This window comes from Thermosynechococcus sp. B1 (assembly GCF_030322985.1).
Taxonomy (GTDB): domain Bacteria; phylum Cyanobacteriota; class Cyanobacteriia; order Thermosynechococcales; family Thermosynechococcaceae; genus Thermosynechococcus.
In genome coordinates this window covers 2,278,971-2,296,252 of the sequence record NZ_CP096573.1, presented here as the reverse complement: position 1 = coordinate 2,296,252, position 17,282 = coordinate 2,278,971, and the positions used below count along the sequence as shown (strand labels likewise).

Genomic DNA, 17,282 nt, shown 5'->3' with positions numbered 1-17,282 from the left:
CTAGTTGGCCTCCAGCCAGTTGGCCGCCGCGTAAATGTCCACCGCAAGGGGCACACTCAGGGGTACTGCTGTACTCATAACTTCGGGAATCGTAGTTTGCAGTTGTTCCCACGCCTCAGGGGTCATCTCCAACACCAATTCATCGTGGACTTGGAGCAGCAGGCGGGCTTCTTCAGGGGAAAGTAGGGGAGCCAGTTTCACCATCGCACACTTAATAATATCGGCACTGGACCCTTGAATCGGGGCATTGGCTGCCGCCCGCAATAGCCCCCGCTCGTAATTGCTCATTTTTAGTTTACTGGGATCGACATCGGCTAGCACCTCTAAAGGCTTGCCCCGCAGGACTTGCAGTTCAGAACTCTGAAATTCAAAATAGCGCCGCCGTCCCAAAATGGTTTCCACATAGCCTTGGCTGAGGGCAAGCCGTTCCATTTGCCGCAAATAGTCAAAGACCCGTGGATAGCGATCGTAAAACCGCTGAATAAACACCTTAGCATCGGCCACACTCACCCCGGCCTCACGGGCAAACCGCTGCGCTCCCATCCCGTAAATGACGCCAAAGTTAATAATTTTGCCCAAGCGTCGCTCGCTGGAACTAATGTCGGTTTTTTCTAAGAGAAACTGAGCTGTGAGATGATGGACATCCTCCCCTTTTTGGTAGGCCTCTAGCAGGGCAGGCTCTTGACTCAGATGAGCGAGGATGCGCAACTCAATTTGGGAATAGTCCGCTGCCACCAGCAACCAGCCCGGCTCGGGAATAAAGGCGCGGCGAATTTGCCGACTAAACTCGGTGCGAATGGGGATATTTTGCAGATTGGGATTAGAGGAGGAAAGGCGCCCGGTTGCCGTTACGGCTTGGTTAAAGTCCGTGTGAATCCGTCCTGTGTCTGGACGTACCAAGGTGGGCAACACATCCACATAGGTGGATTTGAGCTTGGCGAGGGTGCGATGGTTCAAAATGAGTTCAATCACAGGATGATCTCCCCGCAGTTTTTCGAGGGTTGCGGCATCGGTGGAGTAGCCCAGTTTCGTTTTATGGGTCTTTTTCGGATCTAACCCCAAGGTGCCAAAGAGCAGTTCACTCAGTTGCTTGGGGGAGGCCAAGTTAAAGGGTTGTCCCACGGCATCCCATGCTTGTTGTTGCAGGGCTGCCAGTTGCTGTTCCAGTTCTTGGGAGAGTTGCCGCAAATAGTCACTGTCAATACGAATCCCCGTGGCTTCCATTTCCGCCAGAATGGGTTCGAGGGGCAATTCTATCTCTAGGAGGAGTTGCCGCAGGCGGGGGGTCAAGTCGGCCTCTAGTTTGTCCTTGAGAAGATAGGTGGTATAGACATCGAGGCCGCAGTATTGTGCCACCGTGGCCAGAGACAGATCCGCAAGGGTTTGATCTTTGCCGACAAGACTGCGGTAGGTTTGGGCTTGGAGGGGCAGATAGCGTTGACACAGATCCTTGAGGTTGTGACTGGCTTCGGGATTAATCACATAGCTCGCCAGCATTGTGTCAAACACCACGCCTCGTAATTGAATCCCCTGAAACCGCAGCACCAAGCGGTCAAACTTGGCATTTTGCAAGACTTTGGGGTAGCGATCGCCCTCAAGAATCGGTCGCAAAGCGGCGAGGGTCTCTGGTAGGGGTAGGTTCTGCCCCTCTTTGTGCCCCAAGGGCAGATAGGCCACCTGATCAGGCGCTGCGCCCCAACAGCAGCCCAAGCCCACCAAGGCAGCATCACGGGGGTTCAAGGCCGTGGTTTCCGTGTCCCAAGCCACGGGATGGTTCGCATCGGTACAGGTTTCTAACTGGGCGATCAGCCATTGCAGTTGCTCTGGCGTTTCAATGAGTTGCACATTCACTGGATCGGGGGTGTCCGTCGGGGCAAAAAACCATGTTGCATCCGCATCGCTCTCTACATCCGGCAGTGTCCCCCCCAAGCGGAGGTGCCAGTCCTGAAGTTGCATCCGCAGGGCACGAAACTCCAACTGATCCAATAGCTGATCCAGCGTTGGCCAGTCAAAGGGACTCAGATGCAGTTCCTCTAGGGGGAGTTCCAAGGGGACATCGAGGACAATTTGAGCCAGTGTGCGGGAATGGCGGGCATCGGCCTCCCCATTGATCAGCTTCGTTCTCAGGCTGGGGGGCGTAATCTCATTGATGTGGGCGTAAATATCTTCAAGGGTAGGGTACTGACTCAGTAATTGCACCGCTGTTTTCGGGCCAATCCCCTTAATACCGGGAATGCGATCGCTGGCGTCGCCACAGAGGGCTTTATAGTCCACAATTTGCTCGGGCCAAACCCCCATTTTTTCCTTGACCTTGAGGGCATCAAAGGCCTCCAGACCCTGCTTGCGTTGGCCAAGGGTATTCCCCAGATACAAGACTTGTACTTGACCTTCGCGATCAATCAATTGAAAGAGGTCGCGATCGCCACTGACAATGGACACCTGCCATCCTTGGGGTCGCAGGCGATGGACCACCGTACCAATCACATCATCGGCTTCATAGCCCGGCTGACTCAACAGGGGTAGACGCAGTGCCCGCAGCAACGCCTGCAAATTGGCAATATCGGTCATAAAGTCCGCTGGAGTCTCCGCCCGTCCCGCCTTGTAGTTCTCATCGGCTGTGTGGCGAAAGGTGGGTTCCCCCAAATCAAAAGCAATGGCCACATGATCCGGCTGCTGCTGCTCCAGAATCTCCAGCAGCGTCTTAAGAAAGCCAAAACACACACTAGTGGGAATCCCCGTGGAGGTACGCAACCCCCCCTCTCGCCCCTTACTAAAGGCGTAGTAGGCACGAAAGGCCAAGGAATGGCCATCAATAAGCAAGAGATTGGGGGTGGACATGGGAGCGTGAAGAGGACAGCTTTTCCATTATTCAAAAAATTGCTCCAAAACCCCACCCCTGAAAATGCCAGCGTATCAACGGCTAAAGTCACGGCGTTTTTGGCAGAAGGGCAAAGCCACTAGCATTGCCAAGATGAGAATGCTTTGATCGCGCCAATGGCGTTGCACATCTACGGTAAACATGTAGCCTTGATCTCGTTGGAAGCGGCTGATAATCCCTTGGGCTTCATTGATGGCACGACTGCGTTGGCGGTTCCACTCAGAATATTTTAGTTCCCACTCATCCATGGCTGCCTGATAGGCTTGCAGCCGTTGCAGATAGTCTTGGAGCGCCGCTGGATCATTGGGGGGATCGCCGGGAGACGCCGGTCGAGGGGGGGCGGGTTCATCCACTGCCGGTACATATTTGGCGCGAATACCCGGAAAGTTGCAGGTTTGAAACAGACCCGGACCATAGCAAAGACAAAAATCCCGCTGCATCTCCTCGGTCATTTTTTCCCGCTCTTCCTCTGGCTCCAGCCAACAGGGGTCATTGGCAATGTCATCCCCCATACCCGTGAGCTTCACCATCGCCTCAAAGGGCCACTTAATCACCGTCAGATGGTTAATAATCTGCCCCGGTAACCCGAAGGAAGAAACGGGCTGAATCCCGCCACTAAAGATAATTTGGGGCACTAAAAACATCAGCACCAGTAGCGGCACAATGTTCTGGCTAGGGGCAAAGGCAGAGACCAAAAGACCCATCGCCATACCGCCAAAAATGGCAAGGGCAAGGGTGACGTACATGGCAAAAGTAACCCCCCAATCTCCCGGTAAATCCACCGCCAGCTTTGTCACCGCAAGGTAAGTGGCCGCTTGATAAAGGGCTAGCCCAAGGGCGATCGCCACCTTGGAGCCAATGTAGGGCAACAGCCGCAGGCCAATCATCCGCTCCCGCCGATAAACCTCCACCTCCTTAACCAATTCCCGCATCGTTGTCATCGCACCAATCATCACAGCAATCAGACTGGTGACAAAAATCATCGTCAGGGCTTGACCCCCATTCCCCGTTTCCGGATTAAAGAGATCCCGCTGCCAAGAAACAAAACTCAAACTCCCCAAGAGGGGGGCTATTAAGAGGGTCAGCAGTAGGTTACTACGATCTTGGCCAAGAATTGTGAGATTGCGGCGGGTGAGAATGAGAAATTGTTGCCAAGGGGAGATTTTCGACTTGGTTTCACTGCTGCGACGGGATTTGCCCTTGGTGCGCCGTTGACTTTCATCGGGCATGTGAGCTAGCACCTGCTGTCGCCCGACCACATATTCCTGATAGAGGCGCGATCGCCGGTAGGCTTCCTCTAGTTCTGCCGAAGTGGGAGCATTGGGGTTTTTCTCTTTGTCTAGGGCACGATAAATACCAGAGAAATCCTCAAGCTTAATGCCACTAAAGCGATCGCCAAAGGTAGCCCGAAAGTAGGGCAGCAGTTGATCAGGAGGACCAAAGTAGGCCAGCCGGCCGCCCGCCGCTAGATAGATCACCAGATCACACTCCCGAATATTTTGGGTGGCGTGGGTAATAATGAGAATCGTTCGCCCCTGATCCGCCAACTGCCGCAGCAAAAACATCAGGTCAGCTTCCGTGCCCGGATCTAAGCCAGAGGTGGCCTCATCGAGGAAGAAGAGACTGGGTTGCGTGAGCAATTCGGCACCAATACACACCCGCCGCTGCTGACCGCCACTGAGGCGGGAAATGGGCACATCGCGACGATGGTTCAGTCCCAATTCTGTTAACACCTCGGTCACCCGCTGTTGGCGTTCCGCTGGGGTTGTATCGGGAGGCATGCGTAGTTTTGCCGCGTATTCCAAGGCTTGGGCGATCGTCAGTTCCTCGTGGATGATATTCTTCTGCGGCACATAGCCCAATTGCGCTTGAAAGGCCTGATAGTTGCGGTAGAAATTTGTGCCATTCACCAGTACGGTGCCGGTTGTTGCTGGCCGCAGTCCATTGAGGGCATCGAGGAGCGTTGACTTGCCGCTACCACTAGGTCCCAAGATGGCCACAAACTCCTTGGGCATGATCGATAGCGAAATATCGTGGAGAATTTGCGTTCCCTTGCCCACCACCTTACTGAGGTTGATGGCATCTAGGCGCATGTGACCCGATTCGGCATATTGGGTCAGGGTTTCATCAACATTGAGGACAAGGCGATCGCTACCAATGCGAATACTGTCCCCCACCCGCAGCAGTGTGGGTTCCTCCACCTCACGGCCATTGACAAACGTGCCATTACTCGACCCCAGATCCGTGAGCAGGAAATCGCCATTGCGGCGCTCAATTTTGGCGTGGTGACGGGACACCGTTGGATGCTCAATCACCAGATCATTGCTTGGATCGCGGCCAATCGTGAACGTGTTGTATCCCACCAGCGAAATCGTCTTCACGGGGACGGTGGATGTCGCATCGGCCTCAGGAATCGCCAGTACTGTTGCTGTGCTCAACTCCGTCGCGGGGCTAAAGACAACGGCATGACGCTCTGTGTCAATGCGATCGGGCAACTGCTGCCCCACATAGGTCAGTGTGACAAATTCCGTCAGGGCATAACTCTCCCCGATTCCCAAATGCACATTCATTGCCGGTTGCGGGTCACTGAGATCTACCACCTGCAAATGCTGATCCGCAAAGCGTAATTTCAAGTGGCAGGGCAAAAGTTCAGGGGTATCCACCACCACATCGCAGGCGGGATGGGTTCCCAAAAGCGTCGTTTGCTCCTGTAGCCCCCAGCGTTGTCGCCATGTTTTGGTGCGCACTTCAATCACAGGGACTTCAGTCTCTTTGCTGACCTCAGTGGCACGGAGTTGATAGTCGTGGTAGTGCCAGATGAGGCGAAAGCGCACAGCAGAGTTGCCCAGTGTAATCAGGTCGCCATCTTCGAGGGGAATGGGGGTATTGGGCACAACCGGTTGGCCATTGAGATGGGTGCCCGCTGTACTGCCGAGATCCACGAGGTGAACTTTCCCTTCTTGCCACTCCAAGAAAGCGTGGTAGCGGGACACGGAAAGATCATTGAGGACAATGTCATTATCGGGGGCACGGCCAATTTTGAGGCCGCTGGCGGGTAGCTGAACCCCCTGCTCACTGACGGATTTGACAAGTTCTAACCATGCTGTTTGAGTCATGACCTTGGGGCAAAGGGGCTTGATGCCGGTCAGTTTACTGGATTCTGGCCGATCTGACAAAAGACGCCCGCCAAAGCTCAACCGGCGCAGAAACCTATCATTATTGCGAGGATGGCAAGGAAGGCATCGGCAAATAACTCGCCACCTGTGACCATAGAAACTGCGCTTGCTCCCACAGGCGATCGGGACCAATGCCAAAAAAGAGTTGCAATAGGAAGACAATTAGGGCAATCCTCAAGGCAGTACCCACGGTCACCTTCAGCACCCTGATCAACCAGTGCAGCACCAACCCACTGATGGCGATCGCCCCTAAGGTGATCAGGATTTCAGTCACCGTCATCGCCGCACCAAAATATCTTGGCCATGGGTATCCGTGCCGCAGGTCTCCAGCAACTGGTGTTCAACGGCCAAAGCATGCACAAGGGCTGTTGTTTCAGGGGTGGGTTCCCACACATCGGGATTGCTGTAACAGTAGTAGGTTTCCACCCCATCAATCCCCCGCGCCACAGCTGCGGGAATCAATTGTTCAGCGGGCAGCCGATAACGTGCCGGGTGCGCCAAAATTGCCAGACCCCCCGCCTCATGGAGAGCCGCAATCACCCGTTCTGCTTGTGCCAATTCTCCTTCGGGAGCAGTTCCCAAGGCGTAGGGATGCAAAACCCAGGCATGGGGGTCAAAGCCATAGCCCAGAATATGCACCTCAGTACCCAAGAGTTGAGCCGTAATTTCAATGCCCGTGTAAATTTGGGGGCGATCCGTTCCTGGATAGGCTTCTACGTAGATGCGAGCCTGAAAATAGCCCTCTAGGGCATGGTGATCGGTAATGGCAAATCCCTTGAGGCCATGGATCATTGCCTGCTGTGCCACTTGCTGCGGTGTCAGCTGGCCATCGGAGCAGATGGTATGGAGATGAAAGTTATAGCGATAGGGACAACTGGTTGCCGTCAATGTCCGAAAGAGACCTTTGAGGGTCTCCGCCTGCGTCACCATCAGTGCAGCAAGGGTCATAGGCATTACCAAATCTTACGCTGTTACCTCTTTAATATAAACTTTCTTTAAGAAACGAGAGATAAAGATTCCTAATAGGGCGATTTATGTACCTCGATGGGGTGTGCTAGGATACAAGTTGGCTCGGAATCATGCGATCGCAACGCCTCAACCTTGTCAGGTCCGGAAGGAAGCAGCAATACGGGATGCTTGCGGTAGGCGTGATCTCCGGGTCACCCTCTTGAGACCTGCGAACGATTCATGCCTGCCACTACCCTTAGCCTCCCCCTCGATGAGATTCGCTACGATGAACGGGGTTTAGTGCCAGCAATTATCCAAGACTATTTGGACGGCACCGTGTTGATGCTGGCGTGGATGAATCGGGAATCGCTACAGAAAACCCTTGAAACCGGTCGTACGTGGTTTTGGAGTCGTTCGCGCCAAGAACTGTGGCCCAAGGGCGAAACCTCTGGCCATGTCCAGTGGGTCAAAAGTATCCGCTACGACTGCGATAGTGATGCCCTGTTGTTAACAGTAGAGCAAGTGGGCCAAGTCGCTTGCCACACGGGGCAGCGCAGTTGTTTCCACCGCCATGGGGAGGCCGGACAACGGGTAGAAGACCCACCAGCAGATACCCTTTCGCAAGTGTATAACGTGGTCTGTCAGCGGCGCGACTTTCCACAGCTACAGTCCTACACTTCCAGCCTGTTCACAGCCGGTGATAATAAAATTCTCAAGAAGCTGGGCGAAGAAACCGTAGAAGTGGTGATGGCCTGCAAAGACGATGACCCCGAGGCGATCGCCGGTGAGGTGGCGGACTTGTTTTACCACACGCTAGTTGCCCTTGCCTATCATGGGGTGTCCCTGCGGCAGGTCTATGAGCAGCTTCAGTTGCGGCGGCGCTAGTTGCTTGCCGTTTTCCTTGTCAGCACTGGCTCAACGTCGTTAAAGTGCTAGATACAGGTAATTTACATAACTATACAAATGGCAAAGCAGGTGGTCGTCATTGGCGGCGGCATTGGGGGTCTGACCACAGCGGCATTGTTGGCACGACGGGGCTATCGCGTTCAGCTGTTTGAGCAGGCAGCCCAACTGGGGGGCTGTGCCTCCACATTTCAGCGGCGGGGCTTTACCTTCGATGTTGGCGCCACCCAAGTGGCTGGCCTTGAGCCGGGGGGGATTCACGCGGCAATTTTTGCTGAATTGGAGATGCCTCTGCCGGCAGCAACCCCCTGCGATCCTGCCTGTGCGGTGTATCTGCCGCAGGAAACAACGCCCATCAATGTTTGGCGCGATCGCGATCGCTGGCAACAGGAACGTCAACGCCACTTTCCCCACAGTGAGCGGTTTTGGCAAGGCCTCGAACACCTCTTTGCCATTAGTTGGCGATTTCAGCAGCGGCAGCCCATTTTGCCCCCGCGCAATGGCTTTGATCTGTGGCAATTGGTGCAAGCCCTGCGTCCGGAGACGCTTCTCACGTTGCCCTTTAGCCTGATGACGGTGACCGATTGGATGACTCTCTGTGGTGTCGGGGGCGATCGCCGGCTGCGGCAATTTCTGGATTTGCAACTCAAGCTCTACTCCCAAGTGGATGCCAGTGAAACTGCACTCCTCTATGCCGCCACCGCCCTCTGTCTGTCCCAAGACCCCCACGGCCTCTACCATCTCCACGGCAGTATGCAGGTTCTCAGTGATTTACTCGCCAATGCCTTGCAGCGCGATGGCGGTCAAATTTACACCCGGCATTTGGTGCGTTACATTGAAGTCGAGCGGGGGCGTGCCGTTGCTGTACAGGTGGAGAACTTAAAAACAAAAACCCTTCAGCGGGTCGAAGCCGATCACATTGTGGCCAATGTCCCTGCCCAAAACCTACCCCAACTCCTAGGGGATGCCCTTCCCGCGGGCTATGCTCGCCGTCTAAAAACCCTGCCCCCAGCCTCCGGTGCCTTTGTGATTTACCTTGGCGTTAAAGAGGCGGCCATTCCCACAGCCTGTCCGCCCCACTTGCAATTTCTCTACGATCCTGCAGGCCCCATTGGCGAAAACAACTCCCTCTTTGTCTCCGTCAGTCAGCCGCGGGATGGCCGTGCCCCTGTTGGCTATCGCACCCTGATTGCTTCGAGCTTCACCGAAGTGAATTTTTGGCGTCAGCCTGACTTAGACTATGCCGCCACCAAGGCGCAATACACCCAAACAGCTCTTGAACACCTCGGGGAATTCTTTGATCTGCGGCCTGAGCACATTGTCCACTGTGAAGCGGCGACCCCCCGCACCTTCTGGCGCTATACCGCGCGGCTAGATGGCATTGTCGGGGGCATGAGTCAACGCCTGAGCACCTTTGGCCCCTTTGGCTTAGCAACCCGCACCCCGATTCCTCACCTGTGGTTAGTGGGAGATTCCGTGCATCCGGGGGAAGGTACGGCCGGTGTCAGCTATGGTGCCCGTGCCCTTGTGCAGCAACTGCTCGCCAATGATGCCTAAGGGATTCCTATTTTGGTGAAAATCACTATAATAGAGAGACTCGTTACCAATTGCGAAAGGAACCCACTGCCTGTGTTTGCGACTCTCGCTGCCCCTCAACCGTCCCTGCCGTTGGATTTAATTGCGGCCATCCAAGACCTGAAGCGGGAACTGAATGCAGTGATTCTAGCCCACTACTACCAAGACCCCGCCATTCAAGATGTAGCCGATTACATTGGTGATTCCCTTGGGCTGTCGCGGCAGGCCGCCAGTACCAATGCCGATGTCATTGTTTTTGCTGGGGTGCATTTCATGGCCGAAACCGCCAAGATTCTCAACCCCGATAAGCTGGTGTTGCTGCCGGATTTGGCGGCGGGCTGTTCTTTGGCAGACAGTTGTCCTGCGGACGCCTTTGCTGCTTTTAAGGCGCAGTATCCTGACCATTGGGTGATTTCCTACATTAACTGCACTGCTGAAATCAAAGCCCTGAGTGACATTATTTGCACCAGTTCTAATGCAGTGAAAATTGTGCAGCAGTTGCCTGCGGATCAGCCCCTGATTTTTGCCCCCGATCGCAACCTTGGTCGCTATGTCATGGCACAAACCGGACGGCAGATGGTGCTGTGGGACGGCAGTTGCATTGTCCATGAAACCTTCTCCGAGCGACGCATCCTCGAACTCAAGGCCGCCTACCCCACGGCCCAGGTGATTGCCCACCCCGAATGTGAAGAAGCCGTACTCCGCCATGCCGATTTTATTGGTTCGACAACGGCTTTGCTCAACTATAGCCAACGCCAAGATCACGATACCTTTATCGTTGTCACCGAGCCGGGGATTCTCCACCAGATGCAGCGGCGCAACCCAGAGAAAACCTTTATCCCTGCGCCCCCTCAGGATCAGACCTGCAATTGTAATGAGTGCCCCTTTATGCGCCTGAATACCCTAGAAAAACTCTATTGGTGTATGCGCGATCGCCAGCCCCAGATTGAACTACCAGAAGACATCCGCCTTGCAGCGCTCAAACCCATCCAACGCATGCTGGAAATGTCCTAAACCAAGGGTGTCAGCTCCCTTAAATCTCAGCAACTGCTCGCTCAATCAGGCGACGAGCGAGGGTCTGAACGCCCGTATGGTAGTAGTAGTTGGTGCTCATGTCCAAAAAGGCTCCCAAGTAGTCGAGGTTATCCTTCGAGAGTTCAATAAAGCTTTGCAGACTATTGATCACCTTTTGCGGCGTTAACTCGTGGCTGCTGACAAATTGATGCATCCACCCCTGCACGGCATTAAAACTTTCGACAATAAAGCCCAATTGACCGCTGGGATTGCCCCCCGGCACGACACTGCCAATTGCTTTGAAGGTGGGGTTTTCCTGGAGATCATTGGGTTGCAAGCTTTGCAGTGTGCCCAAGCATTTGAGAAGAAAGTCAGGCCCTAGGGGAATCAGGCCATCAAAGCAGATGAGGGCGGCCATCCGCATCAGGGATTCACCACTGTAGTCGGCAAGGGCACGCAGGAAGTCGCCGAGGCTGTCACCGGGAATGCCATTGATTTGACAAAAGGCCAGAATTTCCACAATCAGCTTAATGCTGAGGTCAATGGACTGCGCCCGCTCTGGCTTGGGCGTCATTTTATCCAAGAAGCCGAGGAAGGAAATTTTCTCGCCCACTTTGTTGGCAAGGGCAGCCGCTCCTAAGAGAGCATCGGTGTTGTCCACGGTTTGATAGAGCCACAGTGCCCGCTGATAGCCTTGGGATTTGTCATTAAAGAGCCGCACGGCGCGATCGCCAATTTGGCGAATCAAGGCAGGATCCGTTTCCCCAGTCACATGGCGGATTGTGTTATCAAAACCAACGATATTTTGCCACTGGCCGGGAATGATGAAATCCAAGGACTTGAGGGCCATAACGGTGATGCCCCCAGTGGGGAGTTGATCAACAATTTTGTAGATAGCTTCGCTCACGGTGGTCTCCTTAGGGGGCAAGTTGGGCTAAACCAGCAAGATCAAATTTTTCAATCCATTCGCGGCGATCGCTGGCGGTAAAGCTGGGATCACGGGAGAGTACCTTCACCTGATAGCGGTTGGCCACCAGAATGGCTGTTTGTGTGGTTCCCACCTCTACTGCTGGATAGCCGGCAATCTGCATCGTACTGTTTCGAAACTTGGCGGCAGCCTCAGGGGTGCTAATCGTATCGGAAATGGCCAGCATCGCCAGTTCTTTGCCATCTTTTTTCAGCTTAGCCTCGGCAAAGCCCTTTTTCTCTTGGACATAGATGCGCTCAAAGCCATTCCCCTCGGGCGGAAAGAAGCGATTAAATTCACTGCCTTGGGTGGCTTCACGACTCACTGCCGGGGGTGCATTGCGCTGGGTGCTTTCCTGTTGCACCTGCTCATAGGGAGAGGGCGGGGTAGGGGCGCAACCGGTAATGAGAAGCGTCAGGGCTAAAACAAGCGCAGTCAGCCAGCGTGCCATGTGAATCCCCAAGACAACAAGCCAATCATAGCCTAGAAGGCGAAGCCACAGCCCTAGTTTGATACTTTGTTAATTTCTGCATTAATCTCTTGCCACTCGCGATCGCTCAAGGGTTCCGGGGTCAGTTTCACTTGCCACTGCGCCTCAAAGGCGTCCAAGAGAGCCGTTTGCACCACCTCTAAAGGGGGAAGGGACTGCCGATGGGGAACACTGCCAAATACCTGCTGCCATAGATCGAGGTCAGGAGTCAGGACAATTGAACCATGTTGCAGAACGCGATCGCCCCGCCAGGCTTGGGCACTACCAATAACTTTCTCGCCCGTAGGTAAAACCAAATCGGCCACGGTGGCTTGGGCAAAGCAATTGATCGGCGCTTGAGAGGAATAGGGGTCTTGTCCCAACTGCAGAGGCCATCCTAGGCGCTCAAACCCTACCCTCAGGAATTGACACAGATCGGTATAAACCTGTCGCCGCCGTTGCCCCAACCCCCACACCACTAGACTGTAGGTGAGATCCCCTTGGTGCAAAACAGCCCGCCCCCCCGTGGGTCGCTGCACCAGTTCGATGGGTTGCCCCTGCCAGTGCAGGTGTTGCCAGTGCTCTGGAATTTGCCGCTGACTATAGCCAAGGGAGATGGCGGGCGGTGACCAAGTGTAAAACCGCAGACAGGGGCGATCGCTAGACTGCCACAACCACCGATCCACCGCCATTTGCACCCTCCCCGGTGCTGCCAAGGGGGGCAGATAACGCCACATCAACTCGACGTTGCTTCCGCTGGATGGTAGGCTGCCGCATCCCGCCGACACCCCATATAGGCAAGGATATACAACTCCTTCAGGTCCTGAATCAGCGGATAGCGAGGATTTGCCCCCGTGCACTGATCGTCAAAGGCGAGTTCGGCCATGCTTTGCACCTGTTCATAGAAGGCTTGATCCTCACTGTTGAGGGCTTCCTTAATGGTGGCTGGAATCTCTAACTGCGCCTTCAGGTCTTCAATGGCGGCAATCAGGCGCTCCACTTTTTCCTCTGGAGTGCTACCACCCAATTCAAGAAAGTCGGCAATTTGGGCATAGCGTTCCTTGGCTTGTGGATACTTGTACTGTGGAAAGATTGCCTGTTTCAGAGGGGCATCCGTGGCGTTATAGCGGATGACATGGCAAATCATCAGCGCATTGGCAAGGCCGTGGGGCAAATGGAAGGTGGAGCCAAGTTTGTGGGCCATCGAGTGGCAAACCCCCAAGAAGGCATTCGCAAAGGCCATGCCGGCGATCGTCGCTGCATAGTGAACTTTCTCGCGAGCTTCTGGGTCAGCCGCCCCCAAGCGATAGGCACGGGGTAAGTACGTAAACAGCAGTTTGATTGCCTCCAATGCCAGTCCCTCAGTAAACTCCGTCGAGAGCACCGATACATAGGACTCCAAGGCATGGGTTAGGGCATCAATGCCGCCATAGGCCGTGAGTTTCTTGGGCATGTGCAGCACCAAGTCGGGATCCACAATCGCCATGGTGGGCGTGAGGGCATAGTCCGCCAAGGGGTATTTAATCCCCACGCGATCGTCGGTAACCACTGCAAAGGGCGTTACTTCGGAACCCGTCCCCGAGGTCGTGGGAATTGCCACCATCATGGCTTTTTGACCCAAGGGGGGCAGTTGGTACACCCGCTTGCGAATATCCATGAAGCGCATGGCCAGGCCGTCAAACTCTACTTCGGGATGCTCGTACAACAGCCACATCACCTTGGCCGCATCCATGGGTGAGCCACCCCCCACGGCAATAATCACATCGGGCTGATAGTCTCGCAGCAGTTCTAGGCCGCGATTCACCGTACTCAGGGTCGGGTCTGGCTCCACTTCATGGAAGATGTCGTGCTTGATGCCCAGTTCTTCGAGGGTGTGCACAATCGGGTCAGTGATGCCCAAGTCAAAGAGGGGTTTATCGGTGACGAGGAAGGCGCGTTTTTTCCCTTCCAGATCCCGCAGGGCAATGGGTAGGCAGCCGGGTTTGAAGTAAATTTTCGGCGGCACGCGGAACCAGAGCATATTTTCGCGGCGATCGCTCACCGTTTTGATATTCAACAGGTGATGGGGACCGACATTTTCCGACGTGACATTACCGCCCCACGTACCACACCCCAAGGTCAGCGAGGGATCCAACTTGAAGTTGTAGAGATCCCCGATCGCCCCTTGGGAAGAAGGTGTATTAATCAGAACCCGCGCCGTTTGCATGCGGTATTTGAAATAGGCAATATCATCTTGATTGCGGGGATCGGTGTAGAGCACAGAGGTATGCCCCATGCCGCCAAAATTCACCAACTGTGCGGCAATCTCCACCCCTTTGTGGAACTGGGGTGCCCGATACAAGGCCAATACCGGACAGAGTTTCTCATAGGAAAATGGCTCCTGCGACCCGACTTCACTCACTTCGCCAATGAGTACCCGCGTCTCGGGCGGCACTTGGATATTGGCCATTGCAGCAATGGTGGCTGCCGATTGACCAACAATGGCGGCATTGAGACGACCATCTTTCAGGAGGAGTTGTGCCACCCGCTGCCGTTCCTCAGGGGAGAGAATGTAGCCCCCCCGCCGTTGAAACTCGGCCTTGACCGCATCATAGATCTCATCAACAACAATCACCGCCTGCTCCGAGGCACAGATCATGCCATTGTCAAAGGCCTTACTCAGGAGAATCGAACTCACTGCTGTGGGAATATCGGCTGTGGCATCAATGAGCACTGGGGTATTCCCCGCCCCGACCCCGATCGCCGGATGGCCAGAGGAATAGGCCGCCTTCACCATGCCCGGCCCTCCTGTAGCCAAAATCAATTTAATTTGGGGGTGCTGCATCAGGGCTTGGGAGAGTTCAATGGTGGGTTCATCAATCCAGCCAATAATATCTGGGGGCGCCCCGGCAGCAACCGCTGCATCCAACACCACCTTGGCTGCGGCCACCGTACAGCCCTTGGCTCGGGGGTGGGGCGAAAAGATAATGCCATTGCGGGTTTTCAGGGCAATCAATGCCTTAAAGATGGTCGTCGAAGTTGGGTTCGTCACCGGCACCACACCGGCAATGATCCCCACGGGTTCAGCAATTTTTTGAATGCCAAAAATGGGATCATCCTCAATTACGCCGCAGGTTTTCTCATGTTTGTACTTGTTGTAGATATATTCCGAGGCAAAGTGATTTTTAATGACTTTATCTTCGACAACCCCCATGCCCGTTTCGGCAACGGCTTGTTTGGCAAGGGGAATCCGCGCTTGGTTGGCCGCCATGGCCGCTTGGTGGAAAATGTGATCCACCTGCTCTTGGGTAAACTGGGCATACTGGGTTTGTGCCCTTTGGACGCGCTCAATGAGTGCTTCGAGATCGGCAATGGTTTGAACGGGTTGAGAATGAGTTAAGGCTTGGGCAGTCATGGGCGACTCCTTAGGAAAGAAATTTCTTAAATGGGCAAGTTAATGAACGTTGAGATCGTATTCACGGAAGAGGGCGATCGCCCGCTGGACATCCTCTGGACTCGCCGCCGGCGTATCAAACAGTTCATAGGGCAGCCCTAATTGCTGCCATTTGTATTCCCCCATTTTGTGAAAGGGCAACACCTCCACTTTCTCCACGTTACGCAGACCCGACACAAATTGCGCCAATCCCCGGATATTTTCGGGATCATCCGTCAGCCCCGGTACCAAGACAAAGCGGATCCACGTCGGTTTATGGATCTCATCTAGGTACTTGGCCAACTCCAAGGTGGGGGTAATCGTGACACTGGTGACCCGCCGATAGGTCTCGGGCAGAAAGGATTTAATGTCGAGCAACACCAGATCCGTTGCCGCCACCACCGGCTTGGCCGCCTCCAAAACCACATAACCTGAGGTATCTAGGGCAGTGTGCAATCCCAACTCGTGACAACGCTCAAAAATTTCGCGGACAAATTCTGGCTGCATCAGGGGTTCACCGCCGCTGGCTGTTACGCCCCCTTGGCGCAGATAGGATTGGTAGCGCTGAATATCGGCAATCAGTTCATCCACGGTTACGAGCTTGCCCTGATGGGGTTCACGACAGTCGGGATTGTGGCAGTACAGACAGCGCAGCGGACACCCTTGGGTAAAAATCACATAGCGGATACCAGGGCCGTCGACTGTGCCACAGGTTTCAACGGAGTGAATGTAACCTGTCACCTTTTGTTTTTCGGGTTGTTTTTCAGGGAGTGTAGAAACCATCATTGGAACCTCGGTGACAATAGATCGCTTGAGATAGCGTTTATAGGGTTGAAGAGCACCTCTCTAAGAATTCGCTAAAATTTTAATCGCTTAAGAAAGTATCCCGGTAACAAAAACTCCGTTTTCAATTGCTCTCTACATCTTGCCTACGGCCTAGGGGGTACATCTGTTATGTAGCCATTTTGAACGTGCTCCATTCTTGGGAAAAGAGCAGTACAGTGCTGCGCTTGGTAAAACTATAATTTCAGCATAAAAGCAGAGGCACAATTTGCCCGCTGTCTTAATTAACTTTTAGGATTGGTGGTTGTTTCGCAACGTTGCCTAACTTAATAAAGAGTCTTTAAGTACACCCCTATTGATGGGCGATCGCTCGCTCAAAGCTTGGAAAATATCAAGATTGAGGCTTTTGAGGACTTGTTCAATCTTGTCTTTATTCTACAAAATTCTCTTGATCTAGGCCAATTGCGTGATTAGTGACAAAGTAGCTCTACTCGCCCTGCGATCGCGCACATTTGCGGGCCTCAAGCACGGCTGCATGTAAGGCTGCTTCCAGTTGCTGCGTTAATTCCATAGCCTGTTGTTTGAGGTTGCCCTCGCGCTCAGCGGGCGTCCACAGGGGCGCTCCAATCCAAAGGGCTACCCGCGCACGAAACTGCGGCTGTGGATCGTAGGCAATACCAACGGGAAAAATCGGCAGGGGGCGATCGGCCTGCAAGACAAGACGGGCAAGACCGGGCTTCAGGGGACGTACTACCTGATCCGGCACAATCCCACCCTCGGGAAAGATCACTAGGGGCTGACCTGCATTGAGAATCTCCAGCACATGGCGCAAACTACTGGGCTGAGGACGGTTGAGGTTCACAGCAAAGGCACCCAGACGACGGATAAACCAGCCCTGCACCCCGCCAAACTCGATCGCATTGGTCATAAAGCGTAGCGGATAAGGCCACACCAAGGGCAAAATCACCGGATCCCAACGGCTACAGTGCTTGGGGGCAAGCAAGAAATGACCCTCCTTGGGCAACTGCTCGCGACCGACAATCGTAATCCGCGAAAAGTAAAGGGGCAAAAATAGGCGATGAATTGGCCACAACCCCCAATAGAGCCACGGTGAGATATGAGATGTGGTGGGTGCCGTTTTTTTATGGCGCATCCGT

The 17,282-nt window shown here is 54.3% G+C and carries 13 protein-coding genes and 1 other RNA gene; 4 read left to right on the top strand and 10 right to left on the bottom strand.

Features of this window, described 5'->3' with window-relative positions; genetic code table 11:
- From polA to M0644_RS11365, 4 genes are all read right to left on the bottom strand, one after another.
- Entirely contained in the window at nucleotides 1-2,838 is a 2,838-nt protein-coding gene (polA, locus tag M0644_RS11380) for a DNA polymerase I (RefSeq protein WP_286625771.1), read from the bottom strand.
- A 75-nt stretch (nucleotides 2,839-2,913) separates the two neighbouring features.
- Nucleotides 2,914-5,994, bottom strand: a complete 3,081-nt coding sequence (locus tag M0644_RS11375; RefSeq protein ID WP_286625770.1) for an FHA domain-containing protein — start codon at nucleotides 5,992-5,994, stop codon at nucleotides 2,914-2,916.
- Between the two features lie 100 nt (nucleotides 5,995-6,094).
- On the bottom strand, nucleotides 6,095-6,334 hold the full coding sequence (locus M0644_RS11370) for a hypothetical protein (RefSeq protein ID WP_149820936.1): 240 nt from the start codon (nucleotides 6,332-6,334) through the stop codon (nucleotides 6,095-6,097).
- Nucleotides 6,331-7,002, bottom strand: coding sequence for a PHP domain-containing protein (locus tag M0644_RS11365; RefSeq protein ID WP_286625769.1), 672 nt, complete (start codon nucleotides 7,000-7,002; stop codon nucleotides 6,331-6,333). Before M0644_RS11365 ends, M0644_RS11370 begins: the two co-directional genes overlap by 4 nt.
- A 120-nt stretch (nucleotides 7,003-7,122) precedes the next feature.
- Between M0644_RS11365 and ffs the strand changes: the two genes are divergently transcribed.
- The 4 genes from ffs (at nucleotide 7,123) to nadA (ending at nucleotide 10,494) form a co-directional block, all read left to right on the top strand.
- An RNA gene (gene ffs, locus M0644_RS11360) (signal recognition particle sRNA small type) lies at nucleotides 7,123-7,219 on the top strand.
- A gap of 23 nt (nucleotides 7,220-7,242) precedes the next feature.
- Nucleotides 7,243-7,887, top strand: coding sequence for a bifunctional phosphoribosyl-AMP cyclohydrolase/phosphoribosyl-ATP diphosphatase HisIE (gene hisIE, locus M0644_RS11355; protein ID WP_286625767.1), 645 nt, complete (start codon nucleotides 7,243-7,245; stop codon nucleotides 7,885-7,887).
- A gap of 78 nt (nucleotides 7,888-7,965) precedes the next feature.
- Complete coding sequence (gene crtD / locus M0644_RS11350) at nucleotides 7,966-9,462, top strand: C-3',4' desaturase CrtD (RefSeq protein WP_286625766.1); 1,497 nt, start codon at nucleotides 7,966-7,968, stop codon at nucleotides 9,460-9,462.
- Nucleotides 9,463-9,534: 72 nt separating this feature from the next.
- Nucleotides 9,535-10,494, top strand: a complete 960-nt coding sequence (gene nadA / locus M0644_RS11345) for a quinolinate synthase NadA (protein ID WP_286625764.1) — start codon at nucleotides 9,535-9,537, stop codon at nucleotides 10,492-10,494.
- A gap of 19 nt (nucleotides 10,495-10,513) precedes the next feature.
- Here nadA and M0644_RS11340 read toward each other — a convergent pair whose 3' ends face one another.
- The 6 genes from M0644_RS11340 to M0644_RS11315 all read right to left on the bottom strand — a co-directional run bounded on the left by M0644_RS11340 (nucleotide 10,514) and on the right by M0644_RS11315 (nucleotide 17,278).
- Nucleotides 10,514-11,401, bottom strand: a complete 888-nt coding sequence (locus tag M0644_RS11340) for a hypothetical protein (protein ID WP_286625763.1) — start codon at nucleotides 11,399-11,401, stop codon at nucleotides 10,514-10,516.
- A 10-nt stretch (nucleotides 11,402-11,411) separates the two neighbouring features.
- The gene (locus M0644_RS11335; protein ID WP_286625761.1) at nucleotides 11,412-11,912 is read right to left on the bottom strand and encodes a hypothetical protein; all 501 of its coding nucleotides are present in this window, start codon (nucleotides 11,910-11,912) and stop codon (nucleotides 11,412-11,414) included.
- Between the two features lie 53 nt (nucleotides 11,913-11,965).
- On the bottom strand, nucleotides 11,966-12,667 hold the full coding sequence (locus M0644_RS11330) for a lipoate--protein ligase family protein (protein WP_286625760.1): 702 nt from the start codon (nucleotides 12,665-12,667) through the stop codon (nucleotides 11,966-11,968).
- Entirely contained in the window at nucleotides 12,667-15,324 is a 2,658-nt protein-coding gene (gene adhE, locus M0644_RS11325) for a bifunctional acetaldehyde-CoA/alcohol dehydrogenase (RefSeq protein ID WP_286625759.1), read from the bottom strand. The genes M0644_RS11330 and adhE overlap by 1 nt, the downstream gene beginning before the upstream one ends.
- A 39-nt stretch (nucleotides 15,325-15,363) precedes the next feature.
- Complete coding sequence (gene pflA / locus M0644_RS11320; RefSeq protein WP_286625758.1) at nucleotides 15,364-16,128, bottom strand: pyruvate formate-lyase-activating protein; 765 nt, start codon at nucleotides 16,126-16,128, stop codon at nucleotides 15,364-15,366.
- A 484-nt stretch (nucleotides 16,129-16,612) separates the two neighbouring features.
- Nucleotides 16,613-17,278: a 1-acyl-sn-glycerol-3-phosphate acyltransferase gene (locus M0644_RS11315; protein ID WP_286625757.1), complete on the bottom strand. Its 666-nt coding sequence runs from the start codon at nucleotides 17,276-17,278 to the stop codon at nucleotides 16,613-16,615.
- Nucleotides 17,279-17,282: the final 4 nt, after the last annotated feature.

Coding starts and splice junctions, on each gene's coding strand:
- adhE (WP_286625759.1), bottom strand. CDS start 15,324: ATGACTGCCCAAGCCTTAACTCATTCTCAACCCGTTCAAACCATTGCC.
- pflA (WP_286625758.1), bottom strand. CDS start 16,128: ATGATGGTTTCTACACTCCCTGAAAAACAACCCGAAAAACAAAAGGTG.
- M0644_RS11335 (WP_286625761.1), bottom strand. CDS start 11,912: ATGGCACGCTGGCTGACTGCGCTTGTTTTAGCCCTGACGCTTCTCATT.
- M0644_RS11315 (WP_286625757.1), bottom strand. CDS start 17,278: ATGCGCCATAAAAAAACGGCACCCACCACATCTCATATCTCACCGTGG.
- crtD (WP_286625766.1), top strand. CDS start 7,966: ATGGCAAAGCAGGTGGTCGTCATTGGCGGCGGCATTGGGGGTCTGACC.
- polA (WP_286625771.1), bottom strand. CDS start 2,838: ATGTCCACCCCCAATCTCTTGCTTATTGATGGCCATTCCTTGGCCTTT.
- M0644_RS11330 (WP_286625760.1), bottom strand. CDS start 12,667: ATGTGGCGTTATCTGCCCCCCTTGGCAGCACCGGGGAGGGTGCAAATG.
- M0644_RS11375 (WP_286625770.1), bottom strand. CDS start 5,994: ATGACTCAAACAGCATGGTTAGAACTTGTCAAATCCGTCAGTGAGCAG.
- M0644_RS11365 (WP_286625769.1), bottom strand. CDS start 7,002: ATGACCCTTGCTGCACTGATGGTGACGCAGGCGGAGACCCTCAAAGGT.
- M0644_RS11370 (WP_149820936.1), bottom strand. CDS start 6,334: ATGACGGTGACTGAAATCCTGATCACCTTAGGGGCGATCGCCATCAGT.
- hisIE (WP_286625767.1), top strand. CDS start 7,243: ATGCCTGCCACTACCCTTAGCCTCCCCCTCGATGAGATTCGCTACGAT.